This is a genomic window from Actinomadura coerulea, from assembly GCF_014208105.1.
GTDB classification, from domain to species: Bacteria; Actinomycetota; Actinomycetes; order Streptosporangiales; family Streptosporangiaceae; genus Spirillospora; species Spirillospora coerulea.
The window spans coordinates 2603309-2620136 of the sequence record NZ_JACHMQ010000001.1; the positions used below are offsets into that span (position 1 = coordinate 2603309).

Sequence of the window (16828 nt, forward strand, 5' to 3'; positions counted from 1 at the left end):
CGTGAGCGACCCCGAACCCCCCAGGCCCAAGCTTCCGCCGAAGCTCGACAGGCCGCCCTACCCGCTGCCCGCCGCGAACCCGGATCTCGACCTGGACCCGGTCACGGCCCCGGGCCTGGACGCCCGGCCGAGCGGCACCGCGCCCGTCGGCGCCACAGCGGCCGGTAGCACGGCGGCGGACGGCACCACGGCGGGCGGCACCACGGCCGACGGCGCCCCCTACGAGCCGCCCGAGGCGGAGATGAGCGACGACCTCGGCCCGGAGTCCCCCCACCGGCCCCGGGTGCCCGGCCCGCCGGACGGCCCCGACCGCACCATGGTGTGCCCGTACTGCCTGAGCGAGTTCGCCTGGAACAGCGCCCCGCTCGTCGATCGCACCGTGGACGGCGAGGAGATCGCGCTGACCCGGGAGCCCGGCGAGAGCGACGTCCGCTGGCGCACCCGGACGATGCACGCCTGGCGGGTCTGCGAGGCCACCGGCAAGGACCACTTCGTGCCCGCGTCGCTCGGCGGCATGACCGTCCTGATCGTCGGGATGGTCGGCACGTCCGGGTCGGGCAAGTCCCACCTGCTCGCGGCGATGACGGAGGAGCTCGACCAGGCCGCGCTGAAGATCTCGCACCGGCTGGACGTGCTGCCGCTCGACCCCCGGCTGCAGCGGGAGCTGTTCGCCAGGAACCGGTTCGACCTGCTGCGCGACCGCAAGCCGCTGCCGGTCACCCGCCGGGCGCTGAGTCCGGAGTTCACCTGCGCCTACCGGATCACCAGCGGGCACACCGGCGAGCAGTACGCGCTGCTGATCTTCGATGTGCCGGGCGAGATCTTCAGCCAGGGCCACACCCGCGACGACACCCCGTTCATGAGCATCGCGGACGGGCTGGTCTTCGTGGCGGACGGCACGGAGCTGGACGTCCGGCACGGCCGGCACACCGGCGACCCGGGGTTCACCGCGGTGCTCAGCCATATCGACCACGTCCGCGCCGGGCGGAGCCTGGAGTTCCTGCCGCTGCCCGCCGCGCTGGTGATCGCCAAGTCGGACACGCTGCGCGCGTTCAAGGAGGTCGACCGGTGGCTCGACCGCCGGGACGACCTCGAACTCGGCACGGTCGAGGAGGAGTCCGAGGACGCCTACGCCCTGCTGCGCTCGCGCGGCGCGGGGTCGTGGCTCGTCCCGGTCCAGAAGTGCGAGGACGCGACCCTGCACTTCGCGTCGGCGACCGGCGTCGGCGTGGACATGGAGAGCGGCGAGTACCCCGAGCAGTCGTTCCGGCGGCAGCGGGTGCTGCGGCCCCTGCTGGCGCTGCTGGCGATGAAGGGCGTGCTGCCGCGCGAGGTGCTCGGCGCGCCCGCCGGCCGGGAGGTCGTGGCGTCATGACGACCCGTTCCTCCCCCGCGCCCGGCCGCGTCGACCAGATCGTCTTCGCCTGGTCGGACCGGCTGCTGGCCGGCGGCCGCGGTCTCGGACCCGTCGCGACGTCCCTCGGCACCGACGGGCTGCGCGTCTGGAACGAGCGGCTGGCCGGCGGCGACGTCGCCGTCGGGCAGTGGCTGGCCGGCGCGGCCGAGTGCGCGGCGCTCGGCGCGCTGCGGTTCGGCCGGCAGGGCGAGCACGGCGCCGCGCTGCGGCTGGTGCCGGCCCGCGACCCGAACGGCCGGCCCTCCCAGCTCGTGCACGCGCTCGTCGGCTCGGCGTCCGTGGTGAACGCGGCGCTGGTCCTCGGCCTGCACCGCTGGCCGGAGTGGAGCACGCCGGACCGGCTCGACTCGACGCCCTCGGAGCTCGAAGCGCTCGACGCGGCGGCGCTGTGGGCGCACGCCCGGGCCGGGCTGGACGAGCCGTCCGTGCGCCGCGACGCGCTGGCCGGACTGCTCGCCGGGGTGCTCGCCGCGCCGAGCGACTCCTACCTGGCCGAGATCTCCCCGGACGACGTCGGCCTGGTCGCCGGGCTCGTGCACCGGCTGGACGGGGTCGCCGGGACGGCGCCGCTGACGATGCTGCTGGGCGCCCAGGTCACCCGTCCCGAGCTGCGGCCCCGGCTGCTCGCGGTCGGCCTGCCGGACGCCAGGAACGGGCGGACGCCACTGACGACCACGGGCGGCGCCGACCCCGGCGTCGCCCGGGTGGCCGGGCTCCTCGCCGACCTGCCGGCCGCCTCGCTGACCCGGCCGCGCTCGCCGCTGACGTCCACCGGGGCGCTCGCGGACTGGGTGGAGGCCGAGCACCAGCGGGCCACCGGCGGCCTCGACCTCGTCGACCGGGCGATCGCGGGCACGCTCGACGAGCCCGCGCGCCGCTACCTGAACGGCCCGAAAGGGCAGGAGCAGCTGCGCGCCGACCTGCGGACCGCCGGCACGGCGCAGCTCACCGACCGGCTGCTGCGCTGGACGGAGGCGAAGCCGCCCGGGCTGTCCGAGGCCACCCGGACGCTGCGGCAGGTCGCCGCCGAGCGGTACATGGCCGATGACGGCGAGGACCGCGACAGCGCCGACCGGCTGCTCGAGGCCGCCCGCCGGATGGGCCTCACGGCGACGGAGGCGAGACGCGTCCTCGCGAACTGGTACGCCGGGCTGTCCAAGGTCACCTCGGCGGACCAGTACAGCGCCGTGTACTTCGCGCTCGGCGCGGGCATCGACCCCGCGTCCGACGACACCTTCGCCCGGCTCCTGTCCGGCATGAAGGCGGCCAGCCTGCTGGAGTGGAGCAGGTTGCTGGCGCCGAGCGACCACGTCCAGGCCGCCCCGCACTTCATGCGCGCCGCGTACCGGCAGTGGAGTCGCGGCGACCGGCGCGGCGACGAGGACGTCCGCGCGCTGATGCGCGAGACCGAGATGTTCCACGAGACGATCCACGACATCGTCTCTCGCTGCGGCCTGCGCGCGGAGGACGAGAACGACCTGTACCGGACCGTCCTGCACCTGGCGTACGGCGACCCCGTCACGGACCTGGCCCCGGTGCTCGGCGCGCTGCCCGCCGACGCGGAGGCGACGCAGTTCCGGCCGTGGGCGGCGCTCGCCGACGTGCTCGCAGGCGACCGCGCCCACGTCTTCCAGCTCGCCGCGCAGGCACGGCGCCGCAAGGCCCCGCCATCGGTGCTCGAGGACATGCTGGGCGTCCTGTCCAGCACCGACCTGGTCCAGGGGCTGGCCGAGCAGCCCGGGCAGCCCGGCCTGCTCGACCCGGTGTGCCGGGTGCTGACCGGGCGCACCCGCACGCCCGCCGAGAAGCGCGCGATCTGCGATGCCGCACTGGCCGGACGGTTCCTGGCCGGCCTGGTGGAGAAGGCGTGGCCCGACGAGCCCGGCCAGCGGTTCAGGGCGTACACGCTCCTTCTCCGGGCCGTCTACCAGGCCGGTGACCGGTCGGACGGCGGCGGGCTCACGCGCACGGAGGTGGACGAGCTGGTGCGGGCCGGCGGCACGGCGACGTTCCTGCTGGCCGTGGCCGCCCAGGCGGCGCCGGACGCGGTCGTGCCCGCCCTGCTGCACACGACTCGCCGGCAGGCGGCCGACCTCGGCCTCTCGTCCGATATCACCGATTACACCGTGCGCGGGCCGCTCCGGGCCGCCGAGACGCGGACCACCGGGAGGAGGGCCGCCGAACCGGCGCCCGCGGGCATGCCGCAGGGGAGGCACGCGCAGGACCCGCACCCGGTGCGACCGGCCGGGCCCGGCCCGGCCCGCACCGCGCCCCCGCTCCCGCTCCCCGAGCCGCCGATCCCGCCGCAGTCCTTCTCGTTCGACCCGCCCACCGCGCCCCCGGACCGCTTCCCGTCCGGCTCCGAGCAGGAGCCGCCGGACGACGGCCGGCACCCGATCGCCGTCTGGATCGCCGACCGCACCCTCCAGGAGTGGGCGATCGCGGTGGTCGGCCTCGGGATCGTCGTCCTGCTCTGCCTCCTGCTGTTCGGAGGCTCGGACGAGACCCCGCCGCCGGGGCGGGTCGCCCCGACCGTGACCGTCACCGTCGCGCCGTCCGCCTCCCCGACGACCGCCTCCCCGGGGGACGGCGCCGAGACGCCGGCCGCCGGGGACGGGACGCCGACCGGCGGCCGGTCCCCGCAACCGACGACAGAAAAGACCCCCTGATGGCGACTGGAGCGACGATCAGCCCGACCGAGCCCCTCACCTCCGACGACGTCCTCAGCGGCATCAGCGCGCGGTTCCACCGGTACGCCGACCGCGCGCTGCGGGACTCCCCCGGGGACGCCGCCAGCGGCCCCGCGCTGCTGAAACGCCTCGCCGACGACCTCGACCCGGCCGGCGGGCCGCCGCCGACCGGCATCGACCTCGTCACCGCCTACCCGGCGGACGCGCTGCTGCCCGACCCGGCGCCGCGCCGATGGCTGGAGACCACGCTGGCCTGGGGCAGGTTCTTCCAGAACGTGCTCGTCTTCGCGCCGATCGTCGTCACCTGGTGGAAGCTGCACGACGCCCTGAACGCCTACGGCCGGGCCCACAGCGAGGGCTCGTTCCTGCTCGGCTGGCAGGCCGGCTCGTTCGACCCCGACCACATCCGGCGCGGCGTCCAGGACTTCGCGCCGCTCTCGGAGACCGCGTGGTGGGTCGTCCTCGCCGTCCTCGTCGTCATCGGGTTCACCGCCGTCGTGACCACCTGCGAGAACCTCCTCGACCGCCCGCGCTACGAGGCCGAGCGCGTGCAGATCGCGCAGGACATCGCGCTCGCGTCGCACCTGCTGTCGGGCTCCCGGAACGGCCAGGTCACCTACCGGGACCTCCAGGCGCTGGTGCAGCGGATGGAGACCAGCGTGGGCGGGCTCATCGGCCGTCTCGCGGGCACCGCCGAGGACGTCCGCGCGGCCCTGGAGGGCAGCACCGGCAAGCGGATCGAGGACGCCGTCCAGACCTGGATCGACAAGGCCGAGTCGCTGGAACGGGCGATCGAGGGCATGCAGGCGCCCGCCGAGACCCTGGAGCGCTTCCGGGAGCTCCAGTCCGACATCGCCGCCGGCCAGCGGGAGCTGCGCGCCGAACTGGCCGCCATGGTGACGCAGGTGGAGCGGGCGACGCTCGCCACCACCGACCACGCCGAGGCCGCGCAGCACTACCAGGACGCCGGCAACGCGGTGCTCGCCGACGCGGTCGCCCGGCTCTCCGCCGGCACCGACCGGCTGTCGAAGGCGCTCGAACAGCTGGAGTACCTCGTCGACGACACCCGCGAGTTCGTCGCCTACGTGCGGCATGACGGCGGTGCGCACCGGTGACCGGGTCCGCGAGGAGGCGCGCGTCCCGGCGGGGGCGGCGGACCTCCCGGTTCGGCGCGGCGCACCTCGCCGGCTGGCTGTTCGCCGACCTGATGCTCGTGCTGTTCCTCGTGGCCATGGCGGTGCAGCCCCGCGCGCAGCTCACCACCGGCCTGCCGGAGGAGAAGAAGCCGCGGCCGTCCGGCCCGCGCGTCCTCGGCCAGGACTTCTGCGACTTCCTGATCCCGGTGCAGGCCGAGGGGCTCCTGTCCGGCTCCGGCGGGGCCCGCGCCGACCTGCTGAGGAAGGTCGACGAGGCGCTGCGCGGGGAGCACCCTTCCTGGCTGTACGGGGACGAGATGCGACGCGAGGACGCCCGCGGCGCCTGCCTGGAGCAGCTGGAGCAGAAGCTCCAGGTCGGCTTCTTCCTCGCCTACGGCGCGCGGAACGACACCGGCAGCGGCGTCACCCTCGGCAGGAACGCCGCCAAGGCCGTCAAGTCCGGCAATCCGCGGTTCCGGGAGGCGATCTACCGGGCCGCGTGGACGGGCGGGGAGGGCGACGGCTCCGTGCAGCTCGTCGTCTTCTTCTACCAGAACTGATCCCAGAGCTGATCGACACAGGGACGTGACGGGGTGACCACCGAAATCGCACTGCTCGAAACACCGTCCGGGGAGGGACGCGTCGAGTTCGCGCTGACCCTCGACCAGGGGAGCCGCGCCGGCGCCCGCTACAGGAGCCACTACGGCACGGTCCGGCCCGCCGGCGGCGGCGCCGCGGTCGAGTGCGTGTACAAGGTCGCCACCGGCGCCCTGGGGAAGCGCGTGCTGAGCAACGAGGTCGCCGTCTGGGGCGGCCTCCGCATGGAGGACGTGCGCGCCGACCAGTTCGGGACGCTGCTCGGCTTCGACGTCGACTCCCCCGACGCCCCGGCCCGGCTGGTGCAGACGCGGCGCGGCCGTCCGCTCACCGGGACGTCCCCGCTCACCTCCGAGCGGCTGCGGGAGCCGGTCCACGACCTGTTCACCGCGCTCCGGGTGCTCGCGGACAACGCCTACGCGCTCGGCGAGCTGTCCCCCGGGATGCTCCTGTGGGACGGCAGGCGGCTGCAGATCGCCGACCTGGGCAACGCGGTCGGGCAGCCGGACGACCTCCGGGCGGCGCGGGACGTGCGCGCGGCGGCCGGGCTGCTGTTCTGGCTGGCGTCGGGCGAGGAGTCGTCCTTCGGGCCGGACGGCGCCGGGCCCGCCGACGAGGGCGAGCTGCGCTGGCTCGTCCGGCACCACCCCGACCTCGGCATGGTGCTCCGGCCCGTCTTCGGCGAGGAGGTCCCGACGGCCGCGGAGGTGCTGGCCCGCATGGACGGGTGGCCCCCCTCCGGCGAGACGACGGAGCGGGACGCGTCCGCCGGGCAGGACTCCCCCACCGAGCAGGACCCTCCCGAGGACGACGACACGCGGACCGTCGAGATCCACCCCGGCGCCCCGGCGGCGCAGCCCGGACAGAACACGCACAGCGCGCCGAAGCCGCCGCCTCCGGCACCGCCTCCGCCGGTGCCCCCGGCGATGCCCCCGGCGATGCCCCCGGCGACGGGCGCCGGCTCGCACGCCATCGAGAACTACCGGAGGGAGAAGCAGTGGCTCGGCCAGCGGAGGCAGGGCGCGCCCGCGCCCCCGTCCAGGGGATCCGCACCGCCGCTCCCTCCGGGACCGGGAACGGTACGGGGACCGGCCCCGGGAGCCGGACGGCCGGGCGCGGCTCCGGGGGTCGGCGTCCCCTCGCTGCCCCGCGACTTTCCGTTCCGCGTCGGCGACGACGGCAGGCGCAGACCGCACCCCCTGCTGGTGTGGCCCCTGGTCTTCGTCCTGGTCGTCCTCATCCTCCTGGTGGTGTTGTGACATGATCGCCCCGCCCTGGCAGTCCGGCCCCGCCGCCTACCCCGGCCCGGAGCCGCGCGCCCGCACGCTCTGCCCGTACTGCCTGAACCACATCGACTGGTCCGACTACGGAGAGGTCCCGCTCGTCAAGAACACCCCCGACGGGCCGGAGGTGCTGACGCGGGCGCCGGACGAGCCGGAGGTCCGCTGGCGGCACCGCACGCTCGGCGCGATGCGGCAGTGCCACGGCGACGGCGACCCGCACTCCCTCCCGGCCGACTACGGCGACCTGGACCCGCTCATCATCGGGCTGGTCGGCGCCAGCGCGGCCGGCAAGACCCACCTGCTCACCGCGATGATCGCGCAGCTCGAACGGCGCAAGGCCATGCTCGCGCCGGAGCTGCGCATCGAACCGCTCGACGGGCACCTGCGGCAGCGGTTCTACGAGGAGCGGATCCGGCCGTTCCTGGAGCAGCGCCGAGTGCTGCCCGCCACCCGGCGCTCCGCGCGGGCCGAGTTCGTGTACGCGCTGCGCGTGTCCAGCGAGTACACGGGGCGGACCCACGCCGTCGGGTTCTTCGACGTCCCCGGCGAGCACTACCACCGGTACGAGTACGAGGACACCCCGTTCCTCAGCCTCGCCGACGCGATCCTGTACGTCGCCGACGGGCAGCAGCTCCGCACCGGCGACGACTGGAACCCGTGGGTGCCCGACCCCGGCTTCACGCACGCGATCACCCAGCTCCTGCACACCCGGCAGACCCGCGACGGCCTGCTGCCGCCCGGCGCCCTCGTCGTCGCCAAGTCCGACATGCTCGCCGGGCTCGACGGCACCGTCGCGCACTGGCTCGGGCGGGACGACGAGACGGTGCTCGGCGACCTGCGCACCGTCGAGGACGAGAACGAGGCCGCCTACGCGTTCCTGGCCCGCCACGGCGCCGAACTGTGGCTCGCGCCGTTCCACTCCGGCTCGCCCACCACGCTCCACTTCGCGTCCGCGTCGGGCGTGCCGCCGATCCCTGAGGAGGGCGTGTTCCCGCACCGCGACTTCCGCCCGACCCGGGTGCTGCGCCCGCTGCTGTCGCTGTTCAGCGCCACCGGGCTGGTCCCCCGGATCGACACCGAGGAGCCCGGCCAGTACCTGTGAGCCCGCCGCCCGCTCGCCGCCGGCGCGGCGGTCAGTGCCGGAGCGGGCCGTGCCCGCCCGCCGAGCGCCAGGCGTGCGGGGCCAGGAGCTGCGCCACCACGAGGTCGGCGCGCCCCTCCACGGTGGCGGGGTCGGCCGACTCGGCGAGCCGCAGCCGGTCCGGCCACCACGGGACGTCGCGCGGCACGGCCGCGGCGAGCGCGCGGACCCGCTCCGCGGCGTCGGCGAGCAGCGTGAGCTCCGCCGCCCACGCCCACAGCATCGGCCACTCCCGCTCGGACGGCAGCTCCGCCGGCGGCCGGCCCGGACGGGTCCGCAGCACCCGGCCGCGCAACCAGCTCAGCTTCCCCTCCGCCCGCGCGACGATCTCCGGGACGTCCGCGTGCACCCGGTCCAGGACGGCGCAGCGCCCCCGGCAGCCGGGATGCCCGCAGCGGTGCCGGGCGGCGTCGGCCAGCACGCCGCCGTCCACCACCTCACGCAGCAGCTCCCGGTCGGCGGGGCCGCCCCGCGCGAGCCCGAGCAGCCCCGGCGCGTCGATCGGACGGCCCTCGTAGCGCGGCGTCACGTCCGGGATGACCTGCGCGGTCAGCCTGATCAGCGCCCGCCGCGCCCCGCCGCCGCCGAGCCCGCGCAGGTACCGCACGTCGGCGGGGTCGGCGCCCTGGCGGACGAGCCAGTCGGCCAGCCGCCCGCCGTTGCCGGCCAGCCAGGCGGCGCCGTCCCGCCAGTTGCGCTCCAGGTCGTCGGTGAGGCCGCGGACGTCCCGGTAGGTGCGGCCGTTGAACCGCGGCGGCCGGTGCTCGTCCGCGACCCACGCCACCACGTGCTCGTAGGTCCAGCGCCGCGCCGGGTCGACGACGAGCAGCCCGTCGATCAGCCGCCGCCACTCCGGGTCGGTCACGGCGTCCAGCGCGGGCCGCCGCCCGGCGCGCAGCAGCTCCCGCACCCGCGCGGACGGCGTCCCCTCGTACGGCGTCCGCCCGAGGAGGAGCTGGTAGGCGATGATCCCGAGAGCCCACCAGGCGGCCGGAGCGCCGCGGCGGCCCCGCGCGGTCTCGGGCGCGGCGTAGGCCCAGGTGGTCAGCAGCCCGCCCGGATCCCGCCCATGGACCCGGACGTTGCGGGCTATGCCTCCGAAGTCCCCGATCAGCAGTTCGTAGGGGTTCCGGGACCGCACCAGGATGTTGGCCGGTTTCACGTCCGTGTGCGTCAGTCCCATGGCGCCCAGCCAGAAGTTCAGGCATTCGGCGAGTTCGGCGACGATCGCCCGCAGTTCCGCGTCGCCGAGCGGGAGGGCGTCTCGGATCAGCGCGTCCAGCGAACCGTGCGCGCAGTACTCCTGCGCCATCCAGCCGACCTCGGCGCCGTCCACGACGAGGTTCCCGTAGTCGTGGATCCGGGGGACGTGCCGGGTGGCCTCCAGCCGCCCCAGCACGACGAGCTGGTCGGTCTCCAGCCGGGCGTCCCGGTGCACCTTGACGACGACCAGGCCGGCGCCCGCGCAGCCGCCGCCGAGCGGCTCGGCCAGATGGACGACCGACTCGGCGCCGACCGCCTCGATCCGGACTGGCCGGAATCTCTCCCGCAAGGCCGCCGGAAAGCCATCGGCTTCCCCTGCGCCGCCGACCAGCCCCAAAGAACGACCCTTTCCCCGTTCACCCCGAATGCCCCGATCCTATGTCGGCGGACCGCCCCGAAATGGGTCGTCCGACACCGTTCCCAGCTATTCGCCGCGACGGCCGCGCGGCGGCGGGCAGGGCGGTGGGACGGGCGGGCGCCGCCGGACCCTGACGAAGGCCCGGGCCGCCGCCTCAGTGACCGGACAGGCGGCAGAGCATGACACCGACGACGCGGTGACGCGGGACGTATCCGTAGTGCCGCGAATCCCAGCTCGCCGGGCGGTTGTCGCCGAGCACGACGAGCGTCCTCGGAGGCACCGGGGCGCCGCCGATCCGCGCGACGTCCGGGTCGGCCCAGCCGCCGGGCACATGGTCGCCGGGGACGGCCACGGCTCGTTTGAGCAGCAGGGTGGTGCTGGGCCGGCCGGGGGGACGCAGCAGCGCCACCTGGCCGCGCCGGACCCTCCGGGTCCGGCGCACGAGGATCCGGTCGCCCGAGCTCAGGGCGGGTTCCATGCTCGTCCCGTCCACGGTGGTCAGCAGAAGGCCGCGGCGCGCCGCGAGCACCAGCCCGGCCGCGGTGAGCGCCCCGGCGGCGAGGGCGGCGCGGATCACGTGACCTCCTGGTAGCCGGACGCCTGGAGCCGGAAGAGGCGGGCGTACCCGCCGTCGGCGGCCATCAGCGCCGCGTGCGTGCCCTGCTCGACGATCCGCCCCTCCCGCAGGACCACGATGCGGTCGGCGTCGCGGACGGCGCTCAGCCGGTGCGAGATGAGCAGGCTGGCGCGGTCCCGGCGGTGCTCGCGCATCCGCGCGTGCACCTCGTGCTCGGCCTCGGGGTCCAGTCCCGCGCCGGGCTCGTCGAGGATCATCAGGTCCCGGCCCTCGCGGACCAGCGCCCGGGCCAGCGCCACCCGCTTCCACTGCCCCCCGGACAGCACCACGCCGGTCGCCTCGTCCGCCTCGCCGAGCGCGAACATGCGGGTGAGCGCCGTGTCGTAGCCGCGGGGCAGCGCGGCCAGCCGGTCGTGGACGCCGGCGAGGGCGGCCGCCGCCTCCACCCGGCCCGGCTCGCCCGCGGACGCCAGGTCGCCGAGGGCGATGTTGTCGCGTGCGGTCATCTCGTAGTTCATGTGGTCCTGGAAGACCGCGCTGATCCGGGCGCGAAGCGCTTCGGGCGGGATGTCGCGCAGGTCCGTGCCGTCCCAGAGGATCCGCCCGCGGGTCGGGTCGTACATCCGGCACAGCAGCTTGACCAGCGTGCTCTTGCCCGCGCCGTTCAGACCGACGAGCGCGACGGCGTCGCCGTGAGGGATCGTCAGGTCCACGCCGCGCAGCACCCAGGGGTGGTCGTCGCCGTAGCGGAACCACACGTCGCGCACCTCGATCCCGCGGCGCAGCGGCGGCGCGTCCGCGCCGTCCGCGCGGGGCAGGTCGGATCCGGCGTTGACGACGGCGACGTAGTGGGTGAACGCCAGAAGCCGCGCCTGGCCGCCGGACACCGCCGTGATGAGCCCGGCCAGCGCGGTCTGCACCCCCGCGGCCGCGGCGAGGAACATGGTGACGTCGCCGACGCTGAGCACGCCGTCGCGGGCCGCGCCGATGGCCCACCAGAGGCCGGCGCCGGTCACCGCGGCGCTGACCGTGGTCAGCCCGCCCTGCGTACGCAGCTCGCGCAGGTCCATGCGGCGGGTGGCCCCGTCGGCGTCCCGCCGCTCGCGCATCATGCGCGAGCGCAGGAACGCGCCGATCCCGAACAGCCGGATCTCCGTGGCGGCGGCCGTGCCGGTGAGCAGCTGGCCGTAGAAGAACTCGCGGCGGTGGTACCGCTCGATGCTCCACTCCATGGCCGAGCGGCGGCGGGTGAGCAGGACCTCGGCTATGAGGGCGGGCAGGGCGGCGGCGAGCACCAGCCCGGTCATCACCGGGCTGAGCACCGCGAGGGAGCTCAGGAAGCCGACCAGCGACAGCAGCCCGCCGAGCATCCCGCCGAAACCGTCCACGATCTCGGGGAGGCGCTGGACCGCCTGCTGGGCGAGCCGTAGCCGGTCCTGGAAGGCCGGGTCCTCGAAGGCGCGCAGCCCCACCTGGCGGTCGGCGGCGGCGAACAGCCGGTCCGTGCCGGCCGCCCCGGCCGCCCGGCCGATCTGGGACCGCGCGTAGTTCGCGGCGAGCGGCAGGAACGCGCCCGCCGTCCCCGCGGCGACCAGTCCGAGCGCCAGGCCCGCGACCGGGCCGTGCGAGCCGGTCAGGCGGTCGATCACGAGTTTGGTGAGCCAGGCCGCGGCGACGGGCGTCGCGGCCGCCGCCACGGTGGCGGCCAGGAAGAGCGGAACCCGGACGGGGGCGGCCCGACCGATCAGCGCGACGGCTGCGGCGGCCGACGCGCTCAGCTCGCGCGGCCCGATCCGCCGGTCCGGTGCCGGGGCGTCGGACACGCTCAGCCCCGGCCGGCCGGCACCGGGAGCCGGTCGATCCGGGTGCCGGTCGCGGCGATCCGCCCGTCCTCGTCCACCACGTAGAGGGCGGGGGTCCACTCGTTCTGGAACGCGCGGGCCATCGGGCCGCCGTCGAGGTCGGCGAGCACCACCCTGGCGACGGGCGCCAGGGCCGCCACCGTCGCCGGGTCGTCACCGCCGACCACCGCGAGGACCCTCTCCCTGCCCAGGTCGCGCGCTCGGCCGACGAAGGACGGCAGGAGATCGTGGCAGGCCGCGCAGTCGGCGGAGAAGAACCCGACCACGCCGGTCACATCGCGGTGCGTCACCGGGTCGCCGTCGACGGTCACCGCCGTGAACTCGCCCACGGGGGCGCCCGGCTCCAGGGCGAACAGACTGTCGGCGCGGCCCGCGGAACGGAGGGCATCCGCCCGCATCCGGCGCAGGATGCCGACCGTCAGCAGCAGGTTCAGCAGGCACAGCACACCGAGCAGCACGACGGCCGCCACGAGATATGGCATCAGCAATCCCTAGCGAAGAGTCCAGCGATTTCGTCGAATGAGAGACCGGAATCACCGCAGCCGGAAGGGCGGTCGCGGCTGTCGCCATTCCGCCCGGTCGGCGCCGACAGGCCGGGCCGGATACACGGGGAATCACGATGGGCGCGAACACCGGATCGCACCCATGTCGAACAAGGGCGAGCCACATTTCGGAGGAGCCGAAAACCCTGGAAGGGCCGCGCTCCGCCGCAGAGGGCTTCTTCCGCCCGCCGGGCGGCGGCGCGGCCGCACCGCCGCCCGGTTTCGCAGCCTGATCAGATCAGCAGCTACTGCGGACCTTGGTCCAGCTGCAGCCCGTGTCCACGCAGCAGAACCGGTACCAGTAGCCGGGGTGCCCTTGGGCGTTGCAGAAGTAGGTGCCGCTGCACGCCGATCCGGTGGCCTTCGGGACGATGCGCTCCAGCGCACGGTCGATGAGACGACTCATCGCATCTCCTTCTCGTAATGCCAGAGAATCACCGGATCGAAACGTCGCCGGGCCGTGCACGCGCTGAAGTCAACGGTCGGCACCGTTTATTGTCCGGATTACTCCCCGGCGCGGGGCTGGCCCAAGTATCACCCCCGGCACCGCGAACACCGCAACCCTCGGTGAACCACAAGATGATCTTTGTGTGATATTGATGAACACCGCGGCAGCAATGATCAATAACTCCGTGGTTTGGAGAGGAAACGGTTCTCGGGCCGGCCCGCTGATCTAGTGTCATGCCAGTCCAGCGGGGCTTGGTGCCCCGAACCTTTACCGGAGGGGCCGATGCTGGGATGACGGCAGGGCGGGCGATGCCAACACAGGACGACGTCCTCGGATATTTCGACACGCTGTCGAACTGGGGGCGGTGGGGCGGCGACGACGAGCTCGGCACTCTGAACCACATCACCGACGACGTCCGGCTGGCGGCGGCCCGGGCCGTGCGCCACGGCAGGAGCGTGTCGTGCGCGTGGGAGGTCGCCGTCCCGAAGGACATGGAGCGGTCGACGACGGCGTGCCCGTGCGCCGCCGAGATGCCGGGTGCCGAGAACATGCCGGTGCCCGAGTTCCGCAACGACCGGCGCTGGGGCTTCTCATCCGAGCGGCTCGGCATCACGTTCCACGGCAACACCCTCACCCACCTCGACTCGCCGTGCCACATCTTCTGGGACGGCACGATGTACAACGGGCGGTCGCACTCGCTCGTCGACGCCGAGAAGGGATCGGCGTGGGCGGCGGTCACGGCGGCGGCGAACGGGATCGTCACGCGCGGTGTCCTGCTGGACGTCGCGAAGGTCCGCGAGGTGCCGTGGCTGGAACCGGGGCAGGGCGTGTTCCCCGAGGATCTCGAGGAGGCCGAGCGTCGCCAGGGTGTGCGGGTGCGCCCCGGTGATGCGGTGCTCCTGCGGACCGGCTACGGCCGCCTCCGGCACGAGGCCGGTGAGGCCGGCGGCTTCACGCAGGCCGGTTGGCACGCGTCCTGCCTGCCGTGGCTGCGTGAACGGGAGGTCTCGCTGATCGGCGCCGACACCCCCCAGGACGTCCAGCCCTCGGGGTACAAGGACGTGCTGATGCCGGTCCACGCGGTGAGCCTCGTCGCGATGGGGCTGTGGCTGCTCGACAACTGCGACCTGGAGGCGTGCGCGACGACGGCCGCCGAGCTCGGCCAGTGGGACTTCCAACTCGCGGTCGCGCCGGTCCGCTTCTCCGGTACGTCCGGCAGCCCGGTCAACCCGATCGCCACGTTCTGACCGCGGAACGAGGCGGCCTGGCTGATCGCCACCTGGTCGCCCTGGCCGGACGCGAGCCTCGACCACGTCGAGAACATGAATCTCTGACTGGTACCGCCGATACTTCTTCCGCAGGTCAGGGGACCTTGTTGAGGGAGCCGTGGTCGCGGATCGCGGCGCAGGACCGGGCGGCCATGGCGAGGAACATTTCGTCGCCGCGCTGGGTGGGGGTGCCGTAGGCGCAGCCGAGCACGGTGATCAGGGGGCCTTGGAGGAAGGCGAAGGCGTAGTCGTCCCAGCACTCCTCAAGGGAGTAGCCGGTCACGCCGTGACCGGCCAGGACGCCGTGGTAGGCGGCGACCAGATCGCGCTCGTGGGTCCGGCGGTCTGCGACGGTGAGGCCGGTCCCCAGGAAATAGGCAAGATCGCGGGCGGGCAGGCCGACGGTGAGGGTCTGCCAGTCGACCGCGGCGACGCCGGGTCCGCCGCCGGCCGCGAAGATGATGTTGTCGAGACGGTAGTCGCCGTGGACGAGGGAGAAGCGCTCCGGACGCGCCGTGATCCATGGTCCGGCGCGGAGGGCGACGGCCCGCAGCGTCGCCTTGTCCTCGGCGGCCAGCCGGTCCGCGAACCGGTCGATGAAGATCTCCGTGGCCGGGACCAGCGCGCCGGTCACTCCGTCGCCGTCCTCGGGGCCGGTGCGGTGCAGCCAGTCCAGATCCGGCAGGGCCGGGTCGCACCAGCGGGGGCCGTGCAGTCCGGCCAGGTTGACCACGCAGTCCAGCGCTTCGGCGGCGGCGCAACCGGCGAGTTGGTCGCCCTGCGCGCCGGGGTGCAGGTCCTCCAGGAGCAGGACGAAGTCGGTGGCGTCCTCGGTGAGCATGCCGTACCGGCAGGCCGGGGTGCGCACGGCCACCGTCGGGGCCACGTCGAGGTAGAACCGCACCTCCGTCCGGTAGATGCCCTTGAGCATCTCCCGTGTGGCCTGGTCGGCCGCCGGGAGCTTGGCCACCAGCCGCGCCGGCACCCCGTCCCCGGTCAGTTCGCCCCGGAAGCAGCCGCTCATCTGGCCCGTCCCGACCGGCCGCCACCGGACGTCGGTCACCGCCGCGCCGAGCACGTCGCTCAGCCAGGCGGCGTTCAGCCGGGTGGGTTCGCCGCCGGTCACGAGTCCCCCGCGCGGGCGCGTCCCGGGTTGCGGGGCAGTCCCTCGAACCCGTCAGCGGGCCGCGCCGCCCGGTAGGCGTCGATGATCGGGGCCAGTTCGACCGGGGTGGCGCCGTGCAGGACGACGCTGTCGGCGCCGGCGTCGAACTGGGCGAGGACGCGCCGCGCGCACTGTTCGGGAGAGCCGGTCGCCGCCGCCTCCAGCCATTCCGGGGGGAGCAGCCCGGCCAGGTGGCGCAGTTCGTCCGGCGTGGCGAGCGCGTCGAAGGCCCCGGGGTAGCCGTCGACCAGGTCGTCGGCGCGGAACCGGGCCAGGTCGGCCGGATCCCAGCGGTTGGCCCGGACCAGCAGGTCACCGTAGCCCTGCAGGTAGGTGGCCAGGCGGCCGACGAGCTTGCGCAGGCGGGCCTCCTCGTCCAGATGGTCGCCGACCGCGGCCAGGACCGACCACACCCGTACCGAGCCGGGGTCGCGGCCCGCCGCCGCGGCGCCCCGGCGGATCGAGGAGACCGCACGGGCCAGGGTCTCGTCGGTGAAGAAGGTGTGCAGGACGACCCCGTCGGCGACCCGGCCGGCGAACTCGAGCGTCCGCTCGCCCATCGCCATGAGCATGACCGGGATGTCCTCCCGGAACGTCGAGTCCTGGCTGAGGTACGGATAGCTTCCGGCGGGGCCGTCGTGCCCGACGACCGCCTCTCCCCGCCACAGCCGGCGCATGATGCCGATGAAGTCCTCGAGCTGGGCCTGGGTGACGCGGCGCAGGCCCATCACGTCGAAGAGCATGTCGAAGCCCCGGCCCAGGCCGAGCGCGAACCGCCCGCCGGTCATCCGGTGCATCGTCGTGGCGACCGTCGCGGTGACCAGGGGATGGCGGGTGTTGTGGTTGGTGGCCGCGGTGGCGATGCCGATCCGGGTGCCGGCCGCCGCCGCGGCTCCCGCCAGCACCGCCGCGTCCTTGGTGTTGAAGCGCTCCGAGAGGAACACCGAGCCGAGCCCCAGGGCCTCGGCCTCGGCGACCTCGCCGAGCAGGTCGCGCGGGGTGCTCGAATGCCCGGCCAGCCCGTAGCAGCCGAGCTCTGGCAGGTCGTCCACCGGGGCCTCCTCCGCCTGCGCCGGGCCTC

The 16828-nt window shown here is 74.6% G+C and carries 14 protein-coding genes; 7 read left to right on the top strand and 7 right to left on the bottom strand.

Annotation, left to right across the window (positions count from 1 at the left end; all coding sequences use genetic code 11):
• The first annotated feature begins 1 nt into the window (after position 1).
• Genes BKA00_RS40390 through BKA00_RS12060 form a run of 6 tightly spaced genes read left to right on the top strand, consistent with a single transcriptional unit; the run spans position 2 to position 8225 of the window.
• Positions 2-1375, top strand: a complete 1374-nt coding sequence (locus tag BKA00_RS40390) for a hypothetical protein (protein WP_185024989.1) — start codon at positions 2-4, stop codon at positions 1373-1375.
• Positions 1372-4086, top strand: coding sequence for a hypothetical protein (locus BKA00_RS12040; RefSeq protein WP_185024990.1), 2715 nt, complete (start codon positions 1372-1374; stop codon positions 4084-4086). The genes BKA00_RS40390 and BKA00_RS12040 overlap by 4 nt, the downstream gene beginning before the upstream one ends.
• Positions 4086-5222, top strand: a complete 1137-nt coding sequence (locus BKA00_RS12045) for a hypothetical protein (RefSeq protein WP_185024991.1) — start codon at positions 4086-4088, stop codon at positions 5220-5222. Before BKA00_RS12040 ends, BKA00_RS12045 begins: the two co-directional genes overlap by 1 nt.
• Positions 5219-5803 (top strand): hypothetical protein, encoded by a 585-nt coding sequence (locus BKA00_RS12050; protein WP_185024992.1) that lies wholly within the window; start codon positions 5219-5221, stop codon positions 5801-5803. Before BKA00_RS12045 ends, BKA00_RS12050 begins: the two co-directional genes overlap by 4 nt.
• Positions 5804-5836: 33 nt before the next feature.
• A complete protein-coding gene (locus tag BKA00_RS12055; RefSeq protein WP_185024993.1) occupies positions 5837-7099 on the top strand; it encodes a hypothetical protein in 1263 nt (420 codons plus the stop codon).
• 1 nt (position 7100) lies between these two features.
• On the top strand, positions 7101-8225 hold the full coding sequence (locus tag BKA00_RS12060; protein ID WP_185024994.1) for a TRAFAC clade GTPase domain-containing protein: 1125 nt from the start codon (positions 7101-7103) through the stop codon (positions 8223-8225).
• 31 nt (positions 8226-8256) lie between these two features.
• On the opposite strand, the gene BKA00_RS12065 is transcribed toward BKA00_RS12060, so the two are convergent.
• The 5 genes from BKA00_RS12065 to BKA00_RS12085 form a co-directional block, all read right to left on the bottom strand.
• A complete protein-coding gene (locus tag BKA00_RS12065) occupies positions 8257-9816 on the bottom strand; it encodes a serine/threonine-protein kinase (protein WP_185024995.1) in 1560 nt (519 codons plus the stop codon).
• Between the two features lie 223 nt (positions 9817-10039).
• Positions 10040-10462, bottom strand: a complete 423-nt coding sequence (locus BKA00_RS12070; protein ID WP_221493114.1) for a S26 family signal peptidase — start codon at positions 10460-10462, stop codon at positions 10040-10042.
• Positions 10459-12285: an ABC transporter ATP-binding protein gene (locus tag BKA00_RS12075; protein WP_230299008.1), complete on the bottom strand. Its 1827-nt coding sequence runs from the start codon at positions 12283-12285 to the stop codon at positions 10459-10461. The genes BKA00_RS12070 and BKA00_RS12075 overlap by 4 nt, the downstream gene beginning before the upstream one ends.
• 2 nt (positions 12286-12287) lie before the next feature.
• Positions 12288-12806, bottom strand: a complete 519-nt coding sequence (locus tag BKA00_RS12080; RefSeq protein ID WP_185024996.1) for a peroxiredoxin family protein — start codon at positions 12804-12806, stop codon at positions 12288-12290.
• 298 nt (positions 12807-13104) lie between these two features.
• On the bottom strand, positions 13105-13272 hold the full coding sequence (locus BKA00_RS12085) for a hypothetical protein (RefSeq protein ID WP_185024997.1): 168 nt from the start codon (positions 13270-13272) through the stop codon (positions 13105-13107).
• Between the two features lie 350 nt (positions 13273-13622).
• On the opposite strand from BKA00_RS12085, the gene BKA00_RS12090 reads away from it, so the two are divergent.
• Entirely contained in the window at positions 13623-14561 is a 939-nt protein-coding gene (locus BKA00_RS12090; protein WP_185024998.1) for a cyclase family protein, read from the top strand.
• A gap of 115 nt (positions 14562-14676) precedes the next feature.
• Here the strand turns inward: BKA00_RS12090 and BKA00_RS12095 are convergent, their stop codons facing one another.
• Together BKA00_RS12095 and BKA00_RS12100 are read right to left on the bottom strand one after the other, a co-directional pair.
• Positions 14677-15708, bottom strand: coding sequence for an ecdysteroid 22-kinase family protein (locus BKA00_RS12095; RefSeq protein ID WP_230299007.1), 1032 nt, complete (start codon positions 15706-15708; stop codon positions 14677-14679).
• A complete protein-coding gene (locus BKA00_RS12100; protein WP_185024999.1) occupies positions 15705-16799 on the bottom strand; it encodes a TIGR03857 family LLM class F420-dependent oxidoreductase in 1095 nt (364 codons plus the stop codon). Before BKA00_RS12100 ends, BKA00_RS12095 begins: the two co-directional genes overlap by 4 nt.
• Between the last annotated feature and the right edge of the window lie 29 nt (positions 16800-16828).

Excerpts from the sequence above, each read along its gene's own strand:
- BKA00_RS12040 (WP_185024990.1), top strand. The coding sequence starts at position 1,372 with ATGACGACCCGTTCCTCCCCCGCGCCCGGCCGCGTCGACCAGATCGTC.
- BKA00_RS12045 (WP_185024991.1), top strand. The coding sequence starts at position 4,086 with ATGGCGACTGGAGCGACGATCAGCCCGACCGAGCCCCTCACCTCCGAC.
- BKA00_RS12060 (WP_185024994.1), top strand. The coding sequence starts at position 7,101 with ATGATCGCCCCGCCCTGGCAGTCCGGCCCCGCCGCCTACCCCGGCCCG.
- BKA00_RS12080 (WP_185024996.1), bottom strand. The coding sequence starts at position 12,806 with ATGCCATATCTCGTGGCGGCCGTCGTGCTGCTCGGTGTGCTGTGCCTG.
- BKA00_RS12085 (WP_185024997.1), bottom strand. The coding sequence starts at position 13,272 with ATGAGTCGTCTCATCGACCGTGCGCTGGAGCGCATCGTCCCGAAGGCC.
- BKA00_RS12090 (WP_185024998.1), top strand. The coding sequence starts at position 13,623 with ATGCCAACACAGGACGACGTCCTCGGATATTTCGACACGCTGTCGAAC.